The organism is Flavobacterium mekongense, from assembly GCF_047038255.1.
In the GTDB taxonomy this organism is placed as follows: Bacteria; Bacteroidota; Bacteroidia; order Flavobacteriales; family Flavobacteriaceae; genus Flavobacterium; species Flavobacterium mekongense.
The window spans coordinates 2,005,266-2,028,229 of sequence record NZ_CP174374.1 but is presented as its reverse complement, the minus strand read 5'-3'; the positions used below and the strand labels follow the sequence as shown (position 1 = coordinate 2,028,229).

At 38.1% G+C, this 22,964-nt stretch carries 18 protein-coding genes; 10 read left to right on the top strand and 8 right to left on the bottom strand.

Going from position 1 to position 22,964, the window contains the following annotated elements; all coding sequences use genetic code 11:
* Window positions 1–774: 774 nt before the first annotated feature.
* Window positions 775–7,302, bottom strand: coding sequence for a T9SS type B sorting domain-containing protein (locus tag ACJG85_RS08685; RefSeq protein ID WP_412476148.1), 6,528 nt, complete (start codon window positions 7,300–7,302; stop codon window positions 775–777).
* Window positions 7,303–7,461: 159 nt separating this feature from the next.
* Here ACJG85_RS08685 and folE point away from each other — a divergent pair, with 159 nt between their 5' ends.
* The 4 genes from folE (at window position 7,462) to lgt (ending at window position 10,950) form a co-directional block, all read left to right on the top strand.
* Complete coding sequence (folE, locus tag ACJG85_RS08680) at window positions 7,462–8,133, top strand: GTP cyclohydrolase I FolE (protein ID WP_412463880.1); 672 nt, start codon at window positions 7,462–7,464, stop codon at window positions 8,131–8,133.
* Between the two features lie 103 nt (window positions 8,134–8,236).
* Entirely contained in the window at window positions 8,237–9,718 is a 1,482-nt protein-coding gene (gene cysS / locus ACJG85_RS08675; protein ID WP_412463879.1) for a cysteine--tRNA ligase, read from the top strand.
* 2 nt (window positions 9,719–9,720) lie between these two features.
* Window positions 9,721–9,963, top strand: a complete 243-nt coding sequence (yidD, locus tag ACJG85_RS08670; RefSeq protein ID WP_409679190.1) for a membrane protein insertion efficiency factor YidD — start codon at window positions 9,721–9,723, stop codon at window positions 9,961–9,963.
* Window positions 9,964–10,035: 72 nt separating this feature from the next.
* Complete coding sequence (gene lgt, locus ACJG85_RS08665; RefSeq protein WP_409679193.1) at window positions 10,036–10,950, top strand: prolipoprotein diacylglyceryl transferase; 915 nt, start codon at window positions 10,036–10,038, stop codon at window positions 10,948–10,950.
* 32 nt (window positions 10,951–10,982) lie between these two features.
* Here the strand turns inward: lgt and ACJG85_RS08660 are convergent, their stop codons facing one another.
* A complete protein-coding gene (locus ACJG85_RS08660) occupies window positions 10,983–12,029 on the bottom strand; it encodes an RluA family pseudouridine synthase (protein ID WP_412476147.1) in 1,047 nt (348 codons plus the stop codon).
* Window positions 12,022–12,639: a PASTA domain-containing protein gene (locus ACJG85_RS08655; protein WP_412476146.1), complete on the bottom strand. Its 618-nt coding sequence runs from the start codon at window positions 12,637–12,639 to the stop codon at window positions 12,022–12,024. The genes ACJG85_RS08660 and ACJG85_RS08655 overlap by 8 nt, the downstream gene beginning before the upstream one ends.
* 314 nt (window positions 12,640–12,953) lie before the next feature.
* Between ACJG85_RS08655 and ACJG85_RS08650 the strand changes: the two genes are divergently transcribed.
* From ACJG85_RS08650 to ACJG85_RS08640, 3 genes are all read left to right on the top strand, one after another.
* Window positions 12,954–13,928, top strand: coding sequence for a D-alanine--D-alanine ligase (locus ACJG85_RS08650; protein ID WP_412463878.1), 975 nt, complete (start codon window positions 12,954–12,956; stop codon window positions 13,926–13,928).
* Window positions 13,929–14,014: 86 nt separating this feature from the next.
* Entirely contained in the window at window positions 14,015–14,482 is a 468-nt protein-coding gene (gene coaD / locus ACJG85_RS08645) for a pantetheine-phosphate adenylyltransferase (protein ID WP_290876204.1), read from the top strand.
* Window positions 14,482–16,206 carry a hypothetical protein gene (locus ACJG85_RS08640; protein WP_412476145.1) on the top strand — a complete coding sequence of 575 codons (1,725 nt, stop codon included), beginning with the start codon at window positions 14,482–14,484 and terminating at the stop codon, window positions 16,204–16,206. The genes coaD and ACJG85_RS08640 overlap by 1 nt, the downstream gene beginning before the upstream one ends.
* Window positions 16,207–16,253: 47 nt before the next feature.
* On the opposite strand, the gene ACJG85_RS08635 is transcribed toward ACJG85_RS08640, so the two are convergent.
* From ACJG85_RS08635 to ACJG85_RS08625, 3 genes are all read right to left on the bottom strand, one after another.
* Complete coding sequence (locus tag ACJG85_RS08635) at window positions 16,254–16,589, bottom strand: HepT-like ribonuclease domain-containing protein (protein ID WP_412476144.1); 336 nt, start codon at window positions 16,587–16,589, stop codon at window positions 16,254–16,256.
* Window positions 16,582–16,881 (bottom strand): nucleotidyltransferase family protein, encoded by a 300-nt coding sequence (locus ACJG85_RS08630; protein ID WP_412476143.1) that lies wholly within the window; start codon window positions 16,879–16,881, stop codon window positions 16,582–16,584. The genes ACJG85_RS08635 and ACJG85_RS08630 overlap by 8 nt, the downstream gene beginning before the upstream one ends.
* Window positions 16,882–17,073: 192 nt before the next feature.
* Window positions 17,074–18,123 (bottom strand): hypothetical protein, encoded by a 1,050-nt coding sequence (locus tag ACJG85_RS08625; RefSeq protein WP_412476142.1) that lies wholly within the window; start codon window positions 18,121–18,123, stop codon window positions 17,074–17,076.
* Between the two features lie 254 nt (window positions 18,124–18,377).
* On the opposite strand from ACJG85_RS08625, the gene ACJG85_RS08620 reads away from it, so the two are divergent.
* Window positions 18,378–18,923 carry a hypothetical protein gene (locus ACJG85_RS08620; RefSeq protein ID WP_412476141.1) on the top strand — a complete coding sequence of 182 codons (546 nt, stop codon included), beginning with the start codon at window positions 18,378–18,380 and terminating at the stop codon, window positions 18,921–18,923.
* On the opposite strand, the gene ACJG85_RS08615 is transcribed toward ACJG85_RS08620, so the two are convergent.
* Window positions 18,899–19,501: an NUDIX hydrolase gene (locus ACJG85_RS08615; protein WP_412476140.1), complete on the bottom strand. Its 603-nt coding sequence runs from the start codon at window positions 19,499–19,501 to the stop codon at window positions 18,899–18,901. The genes ACJG85_RS08620 and ACJG85_RS08615 overlap by 25 nt on opposite strands.
* A gap of 7 nt (window positions 19,502–19,508) precedes the next feature.
* Here ACJG85_RS08615 and pyrE point away from each other — a divergent pair, with 7 nt between their 5' ends.
* Window positions 19,509–20,150, top strand: a complete 642-nt coding sequence (pyrE, locus tag ACJG85_RS08610; protein ID WP_412476139.1) for an orotate phosphoribosyltransferase — start codon at window positions 19,509–19,511, stop codon at window positions 20,148–20,150.
* Between the two features lie 70 nt (window positions 20,151–20,220).
* A complete protein-coding gene (locus ACJG85_RS08605; protein ID WP_412476138.1) occupies window positions 20,221–20,613 on the top strand; it encodes an SRPBCC family protein in 393 nt (130 codons plus the stop codon).
* Between the two features lie 327 nt (window positions 20,614–20,940).
* On the opposite strand, the gene ACJG85_RS08600 is transcribed toward ACJG85_RS08605, so the two are convergent.
* Window positions 20,941–22,866 carry an LTA synthase family protein gene (locus ACJG85_RS08600; RefSeq protein ID WP_412476137.1) on the bottom strand — a complete coding sequence of 642 codons (1,926 nt, stop codon included), beginning with the start codon at window positions 22,864–22,866 and terminating at the stop codon, window positions 20,941–20,943.
* Window positions 22,867–22,964 lie beyond the last annotated feature (98 nt).

Below are 22,964 nucleotides of genomic sequence, written 5' to 3'. Positions count from 1 at the left end.
TTAGCAACACTATATCAAAGGCATAGATAGAGTATCAATTAGTTAAATGGGAGCAAGCAATGGAAGAATCTGCATGTACCCGAAAGATGTTCAACGCATAATGGGAAAAGAATACACTCAAGCAAGATTGTATTTAATCAAGATAAAAAAGCACCTGAAGAAAGAAGATCATCAATATATTTCAGTTGAGGAATTTTGCAAATATTCTGGTCTTCCAGTAGAAGAAGTTTTGCGTTGCATGTTGTAGGGTTATAAGCGTAAACAGATTGTTTACAATCCTCTTAAAACTTTCACTAACCAGTCCAACAAGCAGTTCAAATAATAGTAAACATATCTATATGATTTGTAATCTTTTTTGTATATTTACATGCCGACGATTTGCAATAAAAATGAATAAACATAGTTTGGTGATATATTCGGTTACCCCGCAATGACACCTCTCTATGAAGTCAATAAAATAAAGTAGTTCCAAGCAGAGTTCGACTCTCCCCGACTCCACAGAATTTGAAGAAAACGTCTCAACTATTTTGAGGCGTTTTTCTGTTTTAGGAGCGTACGTTTGATCTTTCTTTCACTCCTGCTCACGCTATCCGCGCTACTCGGTAGCTTGCTGCACACGAGCGAAGCGACTGCCGAAGGAATCGGGGCTAACTACACCCTCATTTTCCTTTTGAACTATATTGTCTTTGCCATTGCTATTGAACTGTGAAATTGCTATTGCAAAAAAAACACCCGCTCATCAGAACGGGTGTTTTTTTGTATTCAGGATTTTGGTTATCGCTTCAAACTAAAGTGTGCTTTAAACTGCTTCATCACACCATTCTCCGGATAATCTACCGTAAACCAGTAATCCGTTGATGGTAACGGCTGTCCGTTATAGGTTCCGTCCCAACCATCACCCGAAGAACTTAGCTGTTTGAGCAACTTACCGTAGCGGTCAAAGATGTAAATCTTTGTCACGATGTCAAAGTTTTGTAAGCCCGTTACATTCCAAGTGTCATGGAATCCATCACCGTTTGGTGTAAAGTAACGTGGGTAATCTATCACTTGTACGTTATCTATCGATACCACACCACAAGAATACCCATCCGGACTTCTAACATCCCATACATAAATCGTATGGCTGCCCAACGATACATTCTCAAACACATTGCTCGCTTGTCTTGGTCCGTCGTCTAAACTATACTCATACACCCCATAACCATCATTGGTTACAGTGATGATTTGGTTTTCTGCAAAGGCATTGGTTACTGTGTAAGTAATGTTTGCCGCTGCTCCCGAACGAACCACTTCAAAAGTAGATGCCGCTGTAATAACAGACACACAGCCTAACAACGGTGGATTTACACTCACGGCCTCTACCGTATAAGTAACACTGTCTGCATTGATATCCGTTACCGCATACGTGGATGAATTAGCTCCTGTAATCAAGTTACCGTCGGCATACCAATTAAAGGTGTAGTTCGGTGCTGTAATACCACTGTCTAAGATTAAGTTGTTGTTCACTATCGTTTGGTTCCAATTCACACATGCAATATTGCTTCCGGTGTTGCTGGTGATTACAGGCTCGGCCAATTGCTCTATCACTACATCAAAAGAATCCAACTGATAACAACCCGTTACCGTATTGGTTACTCTTATCCAATAAGTACCCGTTTGTACTTGGTAGGTATCTAAGTTAGTCAACGCATTAGCTGAGTTGCCGGCATCAGCATCGGCCTGACTGTTGAAATAAAACTCTACTAGGTAAGTCGGTGCCGTTTGCCCTGCCCCTAAAATATCATCCACATAACCTGCCAAACTTGGTTGGGCATTGGTCGGGTTTTGGGTGTACAACATCAAGCCGTCGTTTACACCATCGTAATCACACTCCAACATATCAGCCATTACTATATTGATGGTTGGTTTTGGATTCACCAAAATGTTGAACTGACCTACTACGCTGCGACAAGTTGTTACATCATTAGTGATTTGAACATAAATCGTTTGCGGGTTAGTAAGATTCGTATAAGCAGCCGGAGTGTTGATTGGAATGGTCAAAGCTGCATCTTCATAGAATCTTACAGTGTATGTCGGCGGTGTTGGGTTATTGGCCATCAAGGCGGTGATTTGACTTGTTAAGTCAAATACTTCAAATCCGTCATTTACTCCCGATGGATCAGCCTCACAGATTTGGTAATCGGCTATAGTAGCCACTGTTGGCAACGCATTAACCGTTAACGGTTGTTCCACCAAAACATAACAGTTATTCCCTAAATAATCCACTCGGTTGTTCTCTACTCTTATCCATACACTTTGCTCATTCGGGTCTACATCTCCTACTAAGGCATTGCTTGGATTGATAATCGGGTTTACCTGGTTAATCGCATCGGCTTGGCTGTTATAATACTCCAATGTTAAGTTAGGGTCGTTGTTCAAGATATATGCCGCATTCACCGTTAAATCAAAGTACTCCAACATATCTCCCGGATTGTTGTAATCACACTGCGCACCTAAACTCGGCGGATTGGTGTTTGGTGTTGGTATCGGCAATACTCTAATGTCTAATGTTGTTACACTGTAACAACCCGCAGCACTCGTTACGCGTACCCCTAAGGTTTGTACTGCCGGTTGAACGTTAGTATAATTGGTAAAATCAGCTATATCACTTGCGCCTCCAACTTGTGCCAAAGCATAGGTTGAATAGTAAGTAACCGTATATCCCGATAAACCTTGTGTAATCATCACATCTCTCACCGTCAAATCAAAACTATGGAATTGGTCATTCGGATTAGCATCGTCATCACACAAACTAAGCGGTGTTGGTGTAGTGAGTAAAAGCGGAATGTTCACGATGATATCAAACGAACCGATATTGTAACATCCGGTATTGTTGTCTTCTACCCTAACCCAAATTTTTTGACTTGTGGTCACATAATTTGTAGCCGGAATAATTGGAGATGTACCTTGCTGTGCTGCCGTTGAACTCGTATAATAAGTTACGGTATAGTTACTGGCAGCCAAAGGTTGCTGAGCCAATACATCAGCTGTACGAACCGTTAAATCAACTCCGGTGGTTGCATTTTGGGTGTTGTTGTCTTGATCACAAACTTCTATGTTATCCAAATTAATGGGTGCAATCGGACTCGGATTCACGCGTAAAACTATAGGCATTACTGTTACACAGCCGGTGTTAGGGTCAACTGCTCTAACATAAAGGGTTTGGGTAAAAGCATACAAGTTGTCATACAACACTGTAGTGTCGATGGCCGAGCTACCTGTTTCTGCATCGGTAAACGTTTCGTGATACGTAATAATGTATGCGGCTCCTTGTAATATATCTGTTGTTAAGGTATTCAAATCAAATCCCGCATAACCATCCTGATTGTCATCGCAAATGGTGTAAGGTTGGGTTGGCGGTATAGGTGTTGGTAGCGGCACTACGCGAATATCCATAGTAGAGATTACATAACAACCTGTAGTGCTGTTGGTAATACGAATACCCAAGGTTTGTACATAAATGTCTTGGTTTTGGTATTGTAAGTTGGTAATCTCATTAGTGTTGTTTTGTGCATCGTTCAAACTCGGATAGAAGCTTACTGTCATACCGGTTTGACCTAATAAAATATCGTCTACTTGGTCGGCCAAATTAAATACTTCAAAACCTACTGCTCCATTGTAATCACACAAAGTGTATTGCGGATAGTTGGGTTGTGAAGAGTTTGGCAACGGATTTACAATTAACTCTAAAGTCACTATATCAAAACATCCCGTGTTATTATTCTCTACTCTTACATACAAAGTAGCGGTAGCGCTAACATAACCTGTAACACTTGTAATAGCTCCCGTATCGTTTTGAGCATCACCCAAACTCGTATGGAAAGTCACCGTATGTGTTAATGGGTCGATACTGCCTAAGATTTGAGGTACAGTAGTAGTCAAATCAAAACTCTCAAAACCTACAGCTCCCGTATAATCACACAACTCATAATCATTCGGCTCTGTGGCTTCAGGGGTTGGATCAACTATCAATTCTAACTCTACATAATTGGCACAGCCGGTTAAAGTATAGAACACTCTAACATAAATCGTTTGGTTCCAATCGTTGATGTTTTCATAAGGACTCGTTAACGGATTTCCACCTATCAAAGCATCTGTCGGGGTTTCGTGGTAAGTCACCGAAACACCGGTTTGAAGTGAACCGCCTTGGATAGCCAAAGTAGCATCTTCTAAGTTAAATACACCAAAACCATCGTTGTTCGGATCACAATAGTGAAGTGCCGGTGGTGTTAAAGCCAATGGCCCTAATGTAACTCTTAATAATTGGGTGGTAGTGGAGTAACAACCCGTATTGATGTCCTCTATTCTGATGTAAACTGTTTCATTATCGGTTCCTAAATACGACAACGCATTTAGAGGACTCAATTCATTTTGGGCTTCTGCCAAGGAATTGTGGTAAGTAACCACTACACCTGTAGCACCTCCGGTTGATACAGATTCATTAACCGTTAAATCAAAAATAGCTTGGTTGGAAACACCATTACTACATTGAAAAATCGGATCCGGTGTAACAGCTACCGGTAATGGATTTACCACCAAGAAGAATGAACTGATAGAGTTACATCCGGTAACAGTATTGGTAATAACAATCCAAATCTCTTGTGGACTACTTGTGTTAGGATATAAGTTTGGTAACGCTCCGGTTTGGGTTTGTGCATCTGACAAACTCTCATAGTAAGCAATACTTACATTAGACTGACCGTTAGCTATCTCCGTGTCTTTACTGTTCAAGGTAAACACCTCTACTCCATCTCCGGGGTTGGTATAATCACACAACTCATAATTGCTGATAACCGGATTGGCTAGCGGCAACGGATTAACAATCAAATTGAAAGTGGTAGTACTAAAACATGACGGTGAACCCGTGTTGTAGGCTCTTACATAAATCGTTTGCAATCCCGGATCAATATTACAATAAGGACTCGCTATTGGAGAACCACTGGTAGAAGTCTCAAAAAACTCAACAACAATATTCGGATCTCCGCCGGTAATTTCATTAATCTTTGTCGTCAAATCAAAACCACAATAAAAACCATCGTTGTTGTAGCTGTCATCACAAACTACATAATCTGATGGAGTAAATATTGTTGGTGCAGAATTAATCGTAACTGTAGCCGAACCCGTGAGCGTTTGAGAACAGGTGGTGGCGCTGGCATCTTGTACGCTAATCAAATCATAAGTAAAAGTTCCTGTAGCAGTCGTTGGAACATTGATAATTAATGAATTTCCTGAACTAAGCGTAGTAACAGGTAGACCACCATTTAGTGTGTAAGTAAAGGTATATGGAGCTGTTCCGTTAGCTCCCGTTATCACTACTTGTGGCTCAGGATCATTTAAACAGACTGAGATGGTTCCTGAAATAGTGGCGGTTGGCAAAGGATTTACTGTAACAGTTGCAGTACCCGTTTGATTTTGGGAACAAGCCGGTGTTCCGGAACTTTCAACACTAACTAAAGTATAAGCAAAAGACCCTACCACATTAGTTGGTACAGTAACAGTAGCACTATTACCGGAAACCGTAGTTAATGGTGGTTGAGCAACATTATTAATGGTATAATTGAAAGTGTAAGGAGCAGAACCATTCGCTCCGGTAAAAGTAATCAAAGGAGCTGTAGCATTTTGACAAACCGCAGTTGTACCTGAAACTGTAGCAGTTGGCAATTGTCTTACGGTAACAGTAGCTGAACCTGAAACTAATCTTCCACAAGTTGTGGCAGTATTTATAACACTAACTAAAGTATAAGTTGAGTTAGTCGTTAATGCCGGAGTTGTTATTGAGTTTGTCCCTGTAGCATCTAACACTATAGTCTCATTGGCACCACCATCTACTGTGTAAGTGACTGTAGCATTAGGTGTACCGTTAAAGGTAATTACGGCATCTGTACCTGAACATATAGTGGTACTACCACTGATGGTTGCAGTTGGCAAAGCATTAACCTCTAATTGAAAAGTAGTAGTTCCGTAAGTCAACGGATTTGCATTTTCTTCTAATCTTACATAGATGGTTTGACCATTTGTTCCAACAACATTATTAGGACCAATGGCTCCGGTATCATTGTCGGCATCATTTTGGGTTAAATGGTAAGTAACGGTATAATCAGCCGCTGAGTTAGTTCCTAATACGATTGGTGTTTGAGGAGCAAAATTGAAAACCGCAGTACCACTTCCTAAACTACTTTCACATAAAGTTAATGTTGGTGGTGGATTTGGAGTAGCCGTACAGGTATCAAAACCTACCGTAAAGCTGAATACCGAAATACACCCGCTGGAAGTAGGACCATTATCTGTTACTGATATATATACTGTCCCTCCTGTTCCTCCCGGAGTGTAAACAGCAGGATTAGGGATAGAATTGTCAATATTCTGAGCACCATTTTGAGTGGTGTGGAAATAAACCTCAAAATCACCGGGATTCAAACCGGTTCCGTTAAAAATATTTGCTGTAGCGTCATTGAGGTTGAATGTTGGTAAATTTGAACATTGTTGTAAATTTACCGGAGGATTAATTGGTGGTGCAGCATAGTATGAAACATCTGCACTGGTAGTGGCATTAGCGACACAACCAGGTTTGTTTACAACAACAGTGTATGTTCCCGGTTGAGTAACGGTTATCGATTGATTATTCCCTGGAATAGGTCCGCTTGGACCAGTCCAAACATAACTGGTAGCACCACTTATGGTTGCAGTTAAAATTGCTTGACCACCAACACAAATCACCTGATCATCTAATGATAACGGACAAACGATATTACAATCGGTTGCACCAGCTCCAGGTTGACCGGCATTGGTTTGCGTCACTGTAATATTACCGGCCTGACCACTGTAGTTGGTTAATAAAACAACATATATTTGTCCTACTTGAGCATTCGGTAAAGTAAAGTTCTCGACCGCAGCAGCAGAAAAACTACAACTAACACTTGTTGCCGGATTTAAATTGGCAGCACCACAAGAAGGCGTAGCAAAAGGTCCCCAAACAATGTAATCCACATCAATAGGATTTCCACCATTGGTCGCTTGGGAAATTTGAAAATTAATGTTCCCTGAAATACCAATTTGCATGTAAAACCATGCAGGATTGGGTTGAGAACCTAAACATTCATAATCAATACCGGTCTCTGTTGTGGTACCGGTAGAGTTTTGAAAGGTTAAAGACGATCCTCCCGCACAAAAAGCGTCTGATGAAGCACAGTTAGCTCCCTGCGAAAAAACAGCTTGAATTGTAAATGAACTAATTACAAATAGGTAGAAGTAAATTTTTTTCATTACTAGTGACAATTTTTAAGGCACGAAATATACGTATTTTTAGCAAATTATTAACGTTAAAATCAAATAATTTCAAATATTAACACTATTCAGCGGCTTTTAATTTTAATTATTTATCTTTGCTACTCGATTTTCAAACCCAAATTAATTGCGAATTTAATGACAAAAAACGTGGTAAATAATGACGAATTAGGTGAAAACCACATTGCTACAAGTGCTCAAAATCCGGTACGAAAAGATGCCTTCGATTTAACAGATGAACAAAAAATTGAAGTCATCAAAAAAGATGTTGAAAATATTTTGACAACTTTGGGAATGGATTTGACTGACGACAGCTTAAAAGGTACTCCTAACAGAGTAGCCAAAATGTTTGTAAAAGAGATTTTTGGCGGATTGAATCCTAACAAAAAGCCTAGTTCTTCTACCTTCCGAAACAATTACAAATACGGCGAGATGTTGGTAGAAAAAAACATTACAGTTTATTCTACTTGCGAACATCATTTGTTACCCATAGTAGGCCGAGCTCATGTGGCTTACATCTCTAACGGTACCGTTGTAGGTTTGTCTAAAATGAACAGAATAGTAGATTATTTTGCCAAAAGACCTCAGGTACAAGAGCGTTTAACCATGCAAATTGTACAGGAATTGCAACGTGTTTTAAACACCGAAGACGTAGCTTGTGTGATTGATGCCAAACATTTATGTGTTAATTCCAGAGGTATTCGCGATATAGAAAGCAGTACTGTTACCTCTGAGTTTGGCGGAAAATTCAAGAACGAAACCACTAAACGTGAATTTTTAGATTACATCAAATTAGAAACCAGTTTTTAATAGTCCGGATTGGAGTGTAAATCCTTTTTTAAAATTACCGTAGTGCTACGCAGGTTGTTTTAAAAAAGATTGCAACGTAAAGCCGGAAAAAGCTCCAGAAAAAATGCAACTTTACAAGAATCATACCCTTAAAATTTACAATTCTCTCACCGGAGAAAAAGAACTTTTCAAACCCGTACATGAAGGCAATGTTGGCATGTATGTTTGTGGCCCTACCGTTTACAGTAATGTACACTTAGGGAACGTGAGAACTTTCATGTCTTTTGATATGATTTTTCGCTATTTGTTGCATTTGGGCTACAAAGTGCGTTATGTTCGCAACATTACAGATGTGGGTCATATAGTGGATGATGTAGATGATGGGGAAGACAAGATTGCCAAAAAAGCCCGTGTTGAACAATTAGAGCCTATGGAAATTGTGCAGCGATATACTGTTGATTTTCACGATGTTCTTACTCAATTTAATTTTTTACCGCCCAGCATCGAACCTACGGCAACCGGTCATATCATTGAACAAATTGAGATTGTAAAGCAAATCATCGACAAGGGTTTTGCTTATGAATCCAACGGTTCAGTATATTTTGATGTGGTAAAATTTAACGAAACCAATCATTACGGTAAATTAAGCGGTAGAAACATTGAAGAAATGTTAGCCAATACTCGCGACACCGACGGACAATCGGACAAAAAAAATCCGCAAGATTTTGCCTTGTGGAAAAGAGCCGAACCGGAGCATATTATGCGTTGGCCATCGCCTTGGGGAGTTGGTTTTCCGGGTTGGCATTTAGAATGTACCGCAATGAGTACCAAATATTTAGGCGAAACATTTGACATACACGGTGGCGGAATGGACTTGAAATTCCCACACCACGAATGTGAAATTGCCCAAAACGAAGCTTGTACCGGTCACAGTCCCGTAAACTATTGGATGCACGCCAATATGTTAACCTTGAACGGCAAAAAAATGTCGAAGTCAACGGGAAACAATATTTTACCAAGCGAAATTTACAACGGCGGCAGTCCGTTTTTAAGCAAAGCCTTCTCGCCTAACGTGGCGCGTTTCTTTATGATGCAAGCGCACTACCGCAGTATTTTAGATTTTAGCAACGACGGAATTCTTGCTGCCGAAAAAGGTTTTACGCGATTGATGGATGGCTTGGAACTTTTAAAAGATTTAAAACCAAACGGCGTTTCTTCCGTTGACATTGCTGCTTGGAAGCAAAATTGTTACGAAGCCATGAACGACGACTTCAATACCCCGATTTTAATAGCCAACTTGTTTGAAGGCATTAAATATGTGAATTTGGTAAACGACGGTAAAGAAACCTTAACCGCTGCCGACATAACTGTTTTAGGCGAAACCCTTAGAGGTTTTACCTTCGATGTTTTAGGTATTAAAGATGAAAAAGCGGTTTCTAATCAAACAGATAAATTAGAAGGTGTGGTTGAATTATTGATTAACATGCGATTAGAGGCAAGGGCCAATAAAAACTTTGCACTTTCCGATCAGATTCGCGACCAATTGTTAGCCTTAGGCATACAGTTGAAAGATGGTAAAGAAGGTACAACTTTCAGCATACAATAACCATGTTGCGAAAGATATTCATAGCACCATTATTACTGCTGATTTGGTTCTATAAGATTGTACTTTCTCCTCTATTTCCCGCTACTTGTAGGTTTCAACCCACTTGCTCCACTTATTTCATTGAAGCATTAAAAATTCACGGATTATTTTACGGAAGTTATTTGGGTTTTAAAAGAATTTTCAGTTGTCATCCATGGGGAAAAAGTGGTTATGACCCGGTTCCCGAAAAGAAGTGCTCACACTAAAGAAAGGTTAATTTTTTCTCAGTTAGAAACATTTGCTTACTTTTACAATATACAACCCCAAAATAGTAAATCATGGTTTGGAATCCTTCAGAAGGTATTGATATTGGCTTTTTCATCATTCGTTATTACAGCTTAATGTTTGTCATTGCATTCGGTTTAGGCTGGTACATCATGAAAAAGATTTATGAAAGAGAAAACGAGTCCATCGAAAAATTAGACACTTTATTTATTTGGACAGTAATTGCTACACTTTTAGGTGCTCGCTTAGGCCAAGTTTTTTTCTACGATTGGGAATATTTCCGAAACAATCCTACCGAAATACTATTACCGTTTAAATTCAAACCGGAATTCGAATTTACCGGATTCAGAGGTTTGGCAAGTCACGGTGCTGCCATTGCCATCATCATCGCTATGTATTTTTACAGTAAGAATGTGATAAAAAGACCTATACTTTGGGTATTGGATCGTGTGGTAATTCCCGTAGCCAGTGGTGCCATTTTTGTGAGAATCGGGAATTTTTTCAACTCAGAAATTGTAGGTAATGTAACCGATTCGGCTTTCGGAATTAAGTTTATCCGCGATTATTATTCGGCCAAAGATGTGATGAACATCACCAAACTATCTAATGTAAACGATGCCTATCACGCCATAGCTACTGATCCGCAATACGCTGAATTATTGGCTAAAGTCCCGATGAAACATCCGGCACAATTGTACGAGGCTTTCTTGTACATCTTTGTTTTCTTCGCTTTGTTCTTCTTATACTGGAAAACCAAAACTGCGGAAAAACAAGGTTTGTTGTTCGGTTACTTCTTAGTAATGTTATGGTCTGTTCGTTTTGCGGTAGAATATGTTAAAGAAAGCCAAGGCGGTATCGAAGAAAGCTTCGGATTATTAAGCACCGGACAATGGCTCAGTATTCCGTTTATCCTAGTCGGCATCTACTACATCTTTATGGCCGAAAAGCCGATTGAAGATGATTTATAAAATAAAAAAGTCCTGAATAATCAGGACTTTTTTTATACTTCTTCGTCATTGACCTCCGCATGAGATTTGGAGTAATTACGCCATTTTTCGATACAGTCTTTCATATCCTCAGGTAATTCGGTGTCAAATCGCATATATTCTTTAGTCACCGGATGTTCAAACCCCAATGTTTTAGCGTGTAACGCCTGACGAGGCAAGGTTTTGAAACAGTTGTCTATAAACTGTTTGTATTTAGTGAATGTAGTGCCTTTCAAAATTAAATCGCCTCCATAACGCGCATCATTGAACAAAGTGTGACCAATGTATTTCATATGAACGCGAATTTGGTGTGTTCTTCCTGTTTCTAATTTACAAGACACCAAAGTTACATAGCCAAATCGCTCCAAAACTTTGTAATGCGTAACGGCATGTTTTCCAACATCTCCTTCGGGATAAACTGCCATTTGCATGCGGTCTTTCATATGACGCGCAATATTACCTTCAATCGTACCTTCGTCTTCTTTGACATTACCCCAAACCAGCGCGATATATTCTCTCTCGGTAGATTTGTCTTCAAACTGTTTGGCCAAATGTGTCATAGCTGCTTCGGTTTTGGCAATGACCAAAAGACCTGACGTATTTTTATCGATCCGATGCACCAATCCGGGACGTTCACTGGAATTGAGCGGTAAATTGTCAAAATGAAACGCTAAGGCATTCACCAAAGTTCCGGTATAATTACCGTGACCGGGATGTACCACTAATCCGGGTGGTTTATTGATGACCAACAAAGCATCGTCTTCATAAACAATATTCAGCGGAATATCTTCAGGAATAATATGATTCTCAAAAGGCGGATGCTCGAGCATTACCCTAACCACGTCAAATGGTTTTACACGGTAGTTGGATTTCACCGGTACATCGTTCACCCAAATATTGCCTTTTTCGGCGGCTTGTTGGATTTTGTTTCGGGTGGCATTTTCTATCAATTGCATCAAGAACTTATCGACACGCAACAAACTTTGTCCTTTAGGCGATACAAAGCGATGGTGTTCGAATAATTCCTCTTCTAACTCGAAATTATCGTTGGTATTATTCATTTACAGGCATTATATCAGTAGAATCTACCGCAGTAGAGTCAATAGTCGTATCATCAAAAACCACTTTTCCGTCGCCCAAAACCAAATCAATTTTAGAAGACTTCAGTACTTTGTCGCCCGGTTTGATTTTTTTACCGTTCATGCGCATTTCCAACACCATATCTTTTCCTAAATACGGTTTATAAGTGATGTTTCCTTCTTTTAAACCAACCGCTTCCAGAGTCGGCACGGCTTGGCGATACGTTTTTTCAATCAAATCGGGCACAGCCACCATAGTGTAAGTAGATGCATTGATTTTTAAATAAATTTTTCTGCCTTCTTTGACTTTAGCACCGGCTTTCGGCTCTTGTTCTACTATGGTTAACTTAGGAAATTCCGGACGAAAATCTACTGTATCCAAAATGATGTAATCCAAATCTAAGGCATCCAATTTTTCTTCCGCTTGTTCAGCCGAAAGTTTACTCAAATCCGGTACTGTAATTTCCTGACCGTGATTGGTTGTATAAGTTATCCAATGAAAAAACAAAAAAGCGATAACAGCAAAAATGGCCATAGCGGCTAATACTTGGGCAAAAAACACCTTACTGGTTAAATATTGGCGTAAACTCATAAAGAAATTTTATTTAAGCAAAGATATAAAAAAGATACGCTTCGCTATTAGAATTTTAGACATGCCTTTCAGGCTTTTAGATACGCTTCGCTTTTAGACAGTTAGACATGCCTTTCAGACGTATAGATGCGCCTCGCTATTAGATAATTAGAAAGAATAATATCTAAGAAGTCTAAAAATCTAAGAATCTAACAATCTAAGAATCTAACAATCTAAAATGTCTAACAATCTAAAAATCTAAAGACATAGCCTTATCTAAGAAAAAAAATGATAATTTTGTTACTACTTTAATACCAACCTAACTCCTACTACTAATGAAAAAAGTAGCCATCATTATGGGCGGATATTCCAGCGAATATCAAATTTCTCTCAAAAGCGGCAATGTGGTTTATCAATTTTTAGACCAAAATTTATACAAAGGCTATCGCATTCATATCTTAAAAGACAAATGGGTTTATGTAGATGAGCAAGACAACGAATTTCCAATAGACCGTAGCGATTTTTCTGTAACAGTAAACGGAGAAAAAATCACTTTTGATGTAGTCTTCAATGCCATTCACGGTACGCCGGGCGAAGACGGATTAATGCAAGCCTATTTTGAATTGTTAGGTATTCCGCAAAGCTCTTGCGATTATTACCAAGCGGCTTTAACTTTTAATAAACGTGATTTATTGTCGGTGCTGAAACCTTATGGCATTAAGACAGCCACTTCTTATTATTTAAATCAAGGGGATGAAATCGACGAAGAAGCCATCCTAAAAACAGTTGGTTTGCCTTGCTTTGTGAAACCCAACAAATCGGGTTCGAGTTTTGGTATTTCTAAAGTTAAAACCAAAGACGAATTGGCTTATGCCATTGTAAATGCCTACAAAGAAGACAACGAAATCATCATCGAAAGTTTCTTAGACGGCACAGAAGTTTCGGTTGGTGTGATCAATTACAAAGGTAACATCACTGTATTACCTATAACTGAAATTGTATCCGAAAACGACTTCTTCGACTACGAAGCCAAGTATTTAGGCAAGTCGCAAGAAATTACGCCGGCCCGAATTTCTCCGGAAATGACCGCCAAAGTATCGACTGTAGCCAAAAAAGCCTATGAAGTTTTAAAAATGAGTGGCTTCTCTCGAAGTGAATTCATCATCGTAAACGGTGAACCGCATATGTTGGAAATGAACACCATTCCGGGTTTAACCACCGAGAGTTTGATTCCGCAACAAGCCAAAGTAGCCGGAATTTCCTTAACCGACTTGTTCACGAACGCTTTAGAATTGGCCTTAAAGAAATAGAGTTAAAGTTACGGGATTAAACTTACGAGACATAAAGCGTTAATTTTGAACCCGAAACCCGCAACTCGCAACATTTAAACTAAATAATGAAAAGAAAAGCAATATTTCCCGGTTCCTTTGATCCCATTACGTTGGGACATTATGATATCATCAAAAGAGGTGTTTCGCTTTTCGATGAAGTGATTGTGGCTATTGGTATCAATGCCGATAAAAAGTATATGTTTTCTTTAGAAGACCGAAAACAGTTTATCGAGGAAGCTTTTAAAGAGGAACCGCGAGTTACTGTAGTCACTTATGAAGGATTGACTATCGATTTATGTCGGAAATTGGATGCCGATTTCATCCTGCGTGGCTTGCGCAATCCGGCCGATTTTGAATTTGAAAAAGCCATTGCACATACCAACAGAAAGCTATCTCAAATTGAAACTGTGTTTTTACTTACAGCCTCCAAAACTTCCTATATCTCTTCCAGCATCGTTAGAGATGTTATCCGAAACGGCGGCGATTATACCGTTTTGGTTCCGGATAGCGTGGTAGTTAAAAAAGAAAAGTAATGAAAGTTCTTTCGCTTTTATTGCTGTTTGCACTGACTTCCTGGGCGCAAAAAAAGGATTCTTATGCCACTTTTTTCGAAAAAGGCAACGGCAACCAATCGGCTGATTATACAGAAGTATTGCGATTTTACCAACAACTCGATGCGGATTTTGAAACCATCCAATTGCAAACTTTCGGACTAACCGATAGCGGTGAACCATTGCGAGTAGTGATTTTTGATGCCGATAAAAAGTTTGACTACAAAACCAAAACCGAAAAGCTTTTCCTGCTCATCAACAACGGTATTCACGCCGGTGAACCCGATGGCATAGACGCTTCGATGCAATTGTTTCGCGATTTGGCTTTGCGAAGAATAGCCGTACCTAAAAATGTAGTGGTGATTGCCATTCCGGTGTATAATATTGGTGGTTTACTCAACCGAAATACAACTTCCAGAGCCAACCAAAATGGCCCGGAAGAATACGGCTTCAGAGGCAATGCGCGGAATTTCGATTTGAATCGCGACTTCATCAAAACCGATACTCGGAATACTCAAGCGTTTACCCAAATTTTCCATTACTTTTTACCTGACATCTTTATTGACAATCACGTGAGCAATGGTGCCGATTATCAGTACAAACTCACCTACATCATGACCGAACCCAATCGTTTGGGCAATACCTTAGGCGCATTTATCAAAACCGAAATGACGCCTGCCATCGTTACAGATTTACAATCGAAAAAAGTCGAAAGCACTCCGTATGTCAACGTTTGGCATGGTACTCCTGCTGATGGTTTTGCACAATTTAGCGATACGCCTCGGTATGCTACGGGCTATACTTCTCTATTCAACTCGCTTGGCTACGTGGTGGAAACACACATGCTGAAACCGTATGCTGAACGCGTGAAAGTAACCTATGATTTTATGGTGTCTACGCTGCAATATGCTGATAAAAACGTGACACTCATCAAAAACAAAAGAGCGGAAAACGGTAAGCAATATCAAGTGGGCAACTCCTATCCTATCCAATGGACTATCGACAGCAGCAAAGTGGAAAAAATAAAATTCCTTGGCTATGAAGGCGATTATAAGAAAAGTGATGTTACCAACGGAAAACGATTGTACTACGACCGCAACAAACCATACTCCAAAGAAATCCCTTTTTACGGGACTTACAAGGCGGTGAAAAATATCAAAATCCCTAAAGCTTACGTGATTCCCCAAGGGCAATGGAAAGTGATTGAATTGCTAACCAACAATCAATTGGCTTACACGCGCCTCGAAAAAGACAGTGTAATTTCAGTGGAAAGTTATCGCATAGCCGATTACAAAACCGCTAAAAATACTTATGAAGGTCATTATCCACATTCGAACACTCAAGTTGTTGTTAGCAAAACCAAAGTAAATTTCAGAAAAGGCGATTATGTTTTTACAACACAACAAGCCGGTGTGAAATATTTATTGGAGACTTTAGAACCCGAAGCAGTTGATAGTTTTTTCAATTGGAATTTTTTCGACACCATACTCCAACAAAAAGAAGGCTATTCCGATTATGTTTTTGAAGACAGTGCCTCAGAATACTTAAAACAACATCCTGAAGTTAAAGCCAAATTGGAAGAAAAGCGCAACCAAGACAAAGCCTTTGCCGATAATCCCGAAGCGCAATTGGATTGGATTTACAAAAATTCGCCTTGGTATGAAGCGGCACATTTGCAGTATCCGGTGTATAGGGTTATGGAATAATTTGAAGAGTAGTTAGTGATTGGGCGGAACGGCTGTTGAGTTAATGGCTAATCCGGCAATAGGTTTTCAACTTCACTTTTTAAGATAGGTAGATTGTTGACTACGATTCCCCAAATTACATCGTCTGAAATTTCATCATACCCATGAATTATTTTATTTCGCGCATCCACTATTTTTCTGGAGTTTGAAATTTCTATTTGTGGATTAACTTTCAAAATTCTACTCATGGCTTCTCCTATAATTTCAATATTTCTCTCCACTGCACGTTTGGTTTTTAAATCTTCCTGATAATGTTGAAAAACTTTACCTAATGGAAAATAACTTTCAATCTCTTCAATTGAAGTTTTTATATCATAAAGCCATGCGTAAATATAATCATCCATAAATCAATTGCTTATTTTTATCAATGGCTTTTTTGAAATAAGGATTCTTTATCGCTTTTTCTTCTAATAAATCCACGGGTCTTTTTAGTGTGTCTTCAAGAGAAAATTTCAGATCAAAATAATTGTCGGCGTAATCAAGCAATTGAACATCACTAAAATCAACGATTAAATCTATATCACTTTGCTCATTAAATCGATCAGTTAATACAGAACCAAATGCATACAAACGTTTTACTTTGTGCGATTTACAAAGCGCATTTATAAGTTCAATATTTTGATTGATAATATTCATAGGTTCAAATATACAAAATCGTTTTGTTCTTTCAACTTGATTTCAAAGTAACTGACACTATGTTTAGCGGCCATCAGTTTGTAGTGAAACCAGTGAATAGCATATTGTCAGTTAATCTAGCTTTTTGTTAAAAAGAAGTACAACTTATGAAAACCCGGCTGTGACGGTTAACGGATGTTAGCCGATGTAATTTTAATTGTATTCAAACTTACTATAATGATAAGGTTTTTTCCCGTTCTCTGATACTATTTTTTCGAAAGCAATATTCTTTTTTGAGTTTTCAAACCCACAGCTTATAGATTGTAAATTTGAATTTTCAAGTACTGGAATTAAATCCTCAATTTCAATATTTTTAGCTGATACACAAACGAATTCTTTTAGTGATTTTGCATTTTTTAAAGAACTCAAATTCTTTAAACCTTTTAGATTTTCAAGATAAATTCTTTTAAGAAAAATAAGTTTTTCAAAATTTGGTAATTCAGTTACATTTGGTAAAGAATGAATAAATAAATTTTGCAGTTTTATCAAGTTTGATATAAAGGATAAATCTGATAAATCTCTTGTTTGCCACAATTCAAGATATTTTAAACTGGGCAAAGTTTCTAATGCATTAAAGTTTTTAATTCCACCTAATTTAATATCAACAGTCCAAAGTTCATTTAAACCAATCAAGTAATCTAAATTTTCAGTAGTAATTGAGCGCAATGTTAAATCTTTTAGATTTTTCAATGTTTTGATTTCTTCAATCCCTTTCGATTGGCTATCAAGATACAAACATTCTAAATTTTCAAATCTTTTTATAGAATCTATCTTAGGCTTCTTAGATTTAGTTTGGTGTAGATATAATTTTTTTAGATTTGGATTGATATTTTCAAGGATATCAAAATTTTCAAGGTCAAAAATTCCAATACCCAAAGTTTCAATATTTTTAAGTTCTAAAATATTTTCAATACCATTTACGCTTTTTAAACAATCAGCCGAGAATTTTTGCAATGATGGTATTTGTTTTAGAAAGTTTAAATCACACTTTTCCGAATAATGACCATATACTCTTAAAGAAATATCAGTTCTTTTAGAAAACAAATAATCTTCGAGATAGTCAAATTCAATGTTATTTAGCGGACTTGAAAATTGAATTGATGAAATATTCTTTTTTTCATTCAATTCAATTATTTCTTTTTTAGTAATTCCTTTTGAAATTTGGTATTGTCCAACTATTTCATTAACTGCTTTTACATTCATTTTTGATATTATATCGGCTAACTCTCATAAAAGTCCCATACCCCACACCAACCAATCATTTCCACCTCCCAAACTTAACACTTTTCTCACAACAAACAGCCGCAAAAAGATATTTTGTTTATAGGGTGTGTGAAAATTGCCTCAAAAAATAAATCCACACCAAAAGTGTGTGAAAAATAAACTTAAACAAAAATCCACACAAAATATATGGCAACATTTTTGCTTGATTTAAAAATCTTTAAAACGCTGTAAACATGAAAGAAGAAATCACCATTAGTAAGTTATTAGGCGCTACCCAACTTGAAATGGCCATGCTCTTGGGAATAAATGCCAGCCAATGGTCGATGTACGAATCGGGAAAAAGAAATTTGCCATTGCAAGCTATGCAGCAATTAAATGCTATGCTACAGTATGTTGTAATCGAAAACAACAAACAATCGAAAATGCCGTTGCTTTCAACCCAACAACAAGATAAAAAGAAAGCCATACTAAAGGCTTTGATTCAGGAAAATGAATACCAACAACAACTTACAGCAAGAAAAATTGAGAAAATTAGAAAGTGTCGAACCTTTGTGGCTGCCAGATTTCAATTGCTGGATTTTTTAAACAATCAGACCCGTTTAAAAAAAGAAAATCCTGACTTACTAAAAAGTATGGAAGCCAAAGCCCGCAATAAAGCCGGGAAATACGACGAATCTCTTTTGATGACTTACGAAATAAAACAAACTTTACTACAAGAGGAAGAAAAACGGCTAAAGTCTTACCTGGATGAACGCTACCTCAATAACTCCTCTTCTTGAAATAACAATTTAATGTTTTCATAAGAGTTCTTCAAAGCTTCTTTAATTTCGGCAGGACTAAGCCAAGCAACTTTTTCGATGCCTTCATTGACTTGCGGTTTGGGCGTTCCGGTAAAGTCGGTGCGCATTTCGTACCAATGGGTAACTTTGAGTTTGTATTTCCCGCCGCGTTTAAAAACGTGATAGGTTTTTTGGAGTTTGTGCGTAATCTTTAAATTTTTAACCCCGGTTTCTTCCTCTACTTCACGGATGGCAGTGTCTTCAATTTCCTCTCCCTTTTCGATGCCTCCTTTGGGTAAATCCCATTTTCCGTTTCTGAAAATGAACAAAACATCTCCGGCTTTGTTGTAAACCAACCCGCCGCCGGCTTTGCAAACGGGAATTTTTTCTTTGACTTTTTTCAGTATGGCTTTTTCATCCGGATAGTACAAATAGGCTTTTTGGATTTTGTTTTGAAACATTTTGATGATGACTTGCTCAATATCAACACTTTCCAACAAAAACAACTGAAAATCGGTTTCCTTGGCAACCTCGTTGGTCAAAAAAAGTGGTTTATCGTTGACAAAAACTTTATACATTTGTACTATGATTTTTAATAAAGACACAGCCGAAAAAACAGCCGAATTGCTTTTACAAATAAATGCAATTAAATTGAATCCTAAAAATCCTTTTATATGGGCTTCAGGTTGGCACTCTCCTATTTATTGCGATAACCGTTTAATTCTCTCCTTTCCGGCCATTAGAAATTTTGTTCGTGAAGAATTCGCCAAGCATATCGAAAAACAATTCGGAAAACCCGATGTGATTGCCGGTGTTGCCACGGGAGCTATCGGAATTGGGATGTTGGTGGCAGAATACATGGGATTGCCTTTTGTTTATGTTCGTCCTGAACCTAAAAAACACGGACGCCAAAACCAAGTGGAAGGTTTTTTGCAAAAAGGACAAAATGTAGTGGTGGTTGAAGATTTAATCAGTACGGGCAACAGTAGTTTGTTGGCTGTTGAAGCACTCAAAGAAGCCGGCGCACACGTTAAAGGAATGGTGGCTATATTTACTTATGGTTTTGATGTGGCGGTAGACAATTTCAAAAATGCTAATGTGGAATTGAATACCTTAGCCGATTACGAACATTTATTACAGTTGGCTGTGGCCAAAAATTATATAACCGAAAAAGAATTAGCTACTTTACAGGAATGGCGTAAAAGTCCGTCGACGTGGAATGTATAATTACAAGTTACAAGTTCAACCCGAAACCTTGAACCCGAAACCTTGAACCCGAAACCTTAAAACCCAAAAAATGAACTTAGAAAGTCCAAAAGTTACCGTAGACCAATCAGCTGAATATTTATTCAACGCCTTGTCTGATGTAAAAAACTATGAAAAATTAATGCCGGAAAACATTGCCAAGTTTGAAGTTTTGGGCGATGATATTTTTAATTTCGGGTTGAAAGGCATGCCGGAAATCAAATTGCGTTTGAAAGAAGGCAATCCGCATACTAAAGTCAACTTGGCTGCAGCGAGCGATAAGTTACCGTTTACCCTTACCGCTAATTTGGAATCGGTTTCAGCTACTGCAACGGCGGTACAATTGCATTTTGAAGGCGAATTCAATCCGATGATGGCCATGATGATTAAAGGTCCGATTTCGAAGTTTATTGAGACTTTGGCTCAAAACATGAATAAACTGTAAGATTTTAGATGGTAGAGTAACGATTTAAGATTGCAGAATTTAAATCTTAAATCGCTATTCTTCATTCAACAATCAGCAATCATTTCAAATTAGCTAATCGTTTATCAGCTACTCTTTATGCATCATCTTCGATTATACTGTAAGATTTTAGATTGTAGAGTAACGATTTGTGATTAAAATCTGCAATCTTAAATCGTTATTCTTCATTCAACAATCAGCAATCATTTCACCGTAGTCAAACGCTTATCTACCACTCTTTCCATATAATCTTGGATATTTGATATTAAGAGGAGAATGTCTGGTGGACATTCGGTATTTCTTGTTCGTCTATTTCACTGTAGTCAATCGCTTATCTACTACTCTTTCCATATAATCTTGGATAAACGCTTTGCAACGCAATTCCAACGCATCCATCTCAGCATTGCGGTTTTTGATCAAATTCTTTTCCATTCCTCTATCGTCTTTGTCGTAAAAGCCAACCGCTTTCTGACCGTCGAATGTACAAATGTAGTTGCCGCTCATAAATTGGTACACCTTAGCACCGTATTTCACAGCAAATGGCGGTACTCGCTTTTCACTAATCAAACTCCTTCCCCAACTTCTGAATGGTTTTTGGTAACCAATCATATCCAGTAGCGTAGGATAAATATCGATTTGCTGCGCTAAGTCGTTGTTCACACCTACATATTTTTCATTAGGTGAAAAGAATAAAATCGGCACTGTATTTCTGTTGAACTCTTTCCGGTATTCATCGTAGGCAATCGTATTGCCATGATCGGCAACCAATACAAAAATGGTATTGTTGTACCAAGTTTGCTTTTTGGCTTCGGCAAAAAATCGTTTCAAAGCATAATCGGTATAGCCGATGCATTCGTTGATATTGACTTTCCCTTTCGGAAATTTGCCTTCATATTTTTCCGGCACTTTATAAGGTTCGTGTGAAGAAACCGAAAACAAAGTGGCCATAAAAGGTTCTTTCTTTTGCGTCAGAGTTTTATTGAAATACTGGAAAAACGGTTCGTCCCAAATACCCCAAACACCATCAAAATCGGCGTCGTTGTTGTATTCGTTTTTACCGTAATAATGGTCAAAGCCTAAGATGTTCCCAAAACCTAAAAATCCCATAGAGCCATTCGGCGCGCCATGAAAAAACGAAGTATTATAGCCAACACTTTCTAAAGTAGACACTAATGATTCTATTTTTTGCTTCGGATAAGGCGATGACGTAAAGGCATCTTTAAAAGACGGAATTCCGGCCAAAACCGAAGACATGCCGTGTATGGATTTCCAACCGTTGGCATGCGCATTGGTAAAGATTAAACTGTGCTGTGCCAAGGAATCTACAAAAGGTGTATAACCTTGATAATCGGGGATTTTAGTCCCCTTATTGAAAGCTCCGTTGTATTCTCGGGCAAAACTTTCCAAGATAAAAATAACAATATTCGGTTTGGTAGGTGTATTGTTGTTGTATTGCTTAATAGGAATCAGCAAACTATCAACCGTAGCTTTCGGAACCAAATTAACTTTCTTGAACGTATTGGTATTCCAGGTCCTGATGATGGCGAAAGGCGTATTCAAAACCACATCTGCTTGTCCGGCATTTTGCACATAACGACTGGCGTCTAACATATTAATCGGACGTGTACTCTTTTTAAAATCGCCTCGAATGCCACCTATGCAAAGTGCAACTATGATTAAAAAACCGGCGATGGAAGTGGCAAAGTACTTTAAAGTTGGCTTCTCACTCACCTGCTTAACCTTGGTCCTTTTGTACAATAAAATCCAAATATAAGCTAAGGCAAAAAACAGTAAAAACACATGCCAATAGTTCAGTAAAAAATTAAAAAACAATTCGCTTTTATTGCTTTCGTTCTCCAAAGTATCAAGGGAAGCTCTGGTGCTTCGACTAAACGTATAGCGATAATAAATGAAGTCGATGAAATTGGCCGAATACATCAACAAATTGGTTGAAAAGTACAAGTAAAATAATCCTTTCTGATAATTTTTGCGGGTATTTACCAACAAGGGAAAAACAGAAAAAAGGATAAATAAACCATTGGTGTATAAAATGGTAGTGGTATCAAAAGCCAATCCGTGGTAGCACAACTTCAGAAAATCATAGACGCTGTCAACACTGATTAAATTCTGATTGTAAACATAAAATAAGACACGGGCAATAAAATAAAAAAGGTAAGCCAACAATAATCTGACAACCAAAATTTTATATTCTGAAAATCGGGGAAATTTTTTCATCTTGAGCTTAAAAACAAACGATGCAAAACTACATATTTCAGCGCTATCTCGGTCATATTTAAAATTAATATTGTGTTTGAAAACAATAATCCTTAATT

Coding starts and splice junctions, on each gene's coding strand:
- ACJG85_RS08685 (WP_412476148.1), bottom strand. CDS start 7,302: ATGAAAAAAATTTACTTCTACCTATTTGTAATTAGTTCATTTACAATT.
- folE (WP_412463880.1), top strand. CDS start 7,462: ATGACAAAAAACGTGGTAAATAATGACGAATTAGGTGAAAACCACATT.
- cysS (WP_412463879.1), top strand. CDS start 8,237: ATGCAACTTTACAAGAATCATACCCTTAAAATTTACAATTCTCTCACC.
- yidD (WP_409679190.1), top strand. CDS start 9,721: ATGTTGCGAAAGATATTCATAGCACCATTATTACTGCTGATTTGGTTC.
- lgt (WP_409679193.1), top strand. CDS start 10,036: ATGGTTTGGAATCCTTCAGAAGGTATTGATATTGGCTTTTTCATCATT.
- ACJG85_RS08660 (WP_412476147.1), bottom strand. CDS start 12,029: ATGAATAATACCAACGATAATTTCGAGTTAGAAGAGGAATTATTCGAA.
- ACJG85_RS08655 (WP_412476146.1), bottom strand. CDS start 12,639: ATGAGTTTACGCCAATATTTAACCAGTAAGGTGTTTTTTGCCCAAGTA.
- ACJG85_RS08650 (WP_412463878.1), top strand. CDS start 12,954: ATGAAAAAAGTAGCCATCATTATGGGCGGATATTCCAGCGAATATCAA.
- coaD (WP_290876204.1), top strand. CDS start 14,015: ATGAAAAGAAAAGCAATATTTCCCGGTTCCTTTGATCCCATTACGTTG.
- ACJG85_RS08640 (WP_412476145.1), top strand. CDS start 14,482: ATGAAAGTTCTTTCGCTTTTATTGCTGTTTGCACTGACTTCCTGGGCG.
- ACJG85_RS08635 (WP_412476144.1), bottom strand. CDS start 16,589: ATGGATGATTATATTTACGCATGGCTTTATGATATAAAAACTTCAATT.
- ACJG85_RS08630 (WP_412476143.1), bottom strand. CDS start 16,881: ATGAATATTATCAATCAAAATATTGAACTTATAAATGCGCTTTGTAAA.
- ACJG85_RS08625 (WP_412476142.1), bottom strand. CDS start 18,123: ATGAATGTAAAAGCAGTTAATGAAATAGTTGGACAATACCAAATTTCA.
- ACJG85_RS08620 (WP_412476141.1), top strand. CDS start 18,378: ATGAAAGAAGAAATCACCATTAGTAAGTTATTAGGCGCTACCCAACTT.
- ACJG85_RS08615 (WP_412476140.1), bottom strand. CDS start 19,501: ATGTATAAAGTTTTTGTCAACGATAAACCACTTTTTTTGACCAACGAG.
- pyrE (WP_412476139.1), top strand. CDS start 19,509: ATGATTTTTAATAAAGACACAGCCGAAAAAACAGCCGAATTGCTTTTA.
- ACJG85_RS08605 (WP_412476138.1), top strand. CDS start 20,221: ATGAACTTAGAAAGTCCAAAAGTTACCGTAGACCAATCAGCTGAATAT.
- ACJG85_RS08600 (WP_412476137.1), bottom strand. CDS start 22,866: ATGAAAAAATTTCCCCGATTTTCAGAATATAAAATTTTGGTTGTCAGA.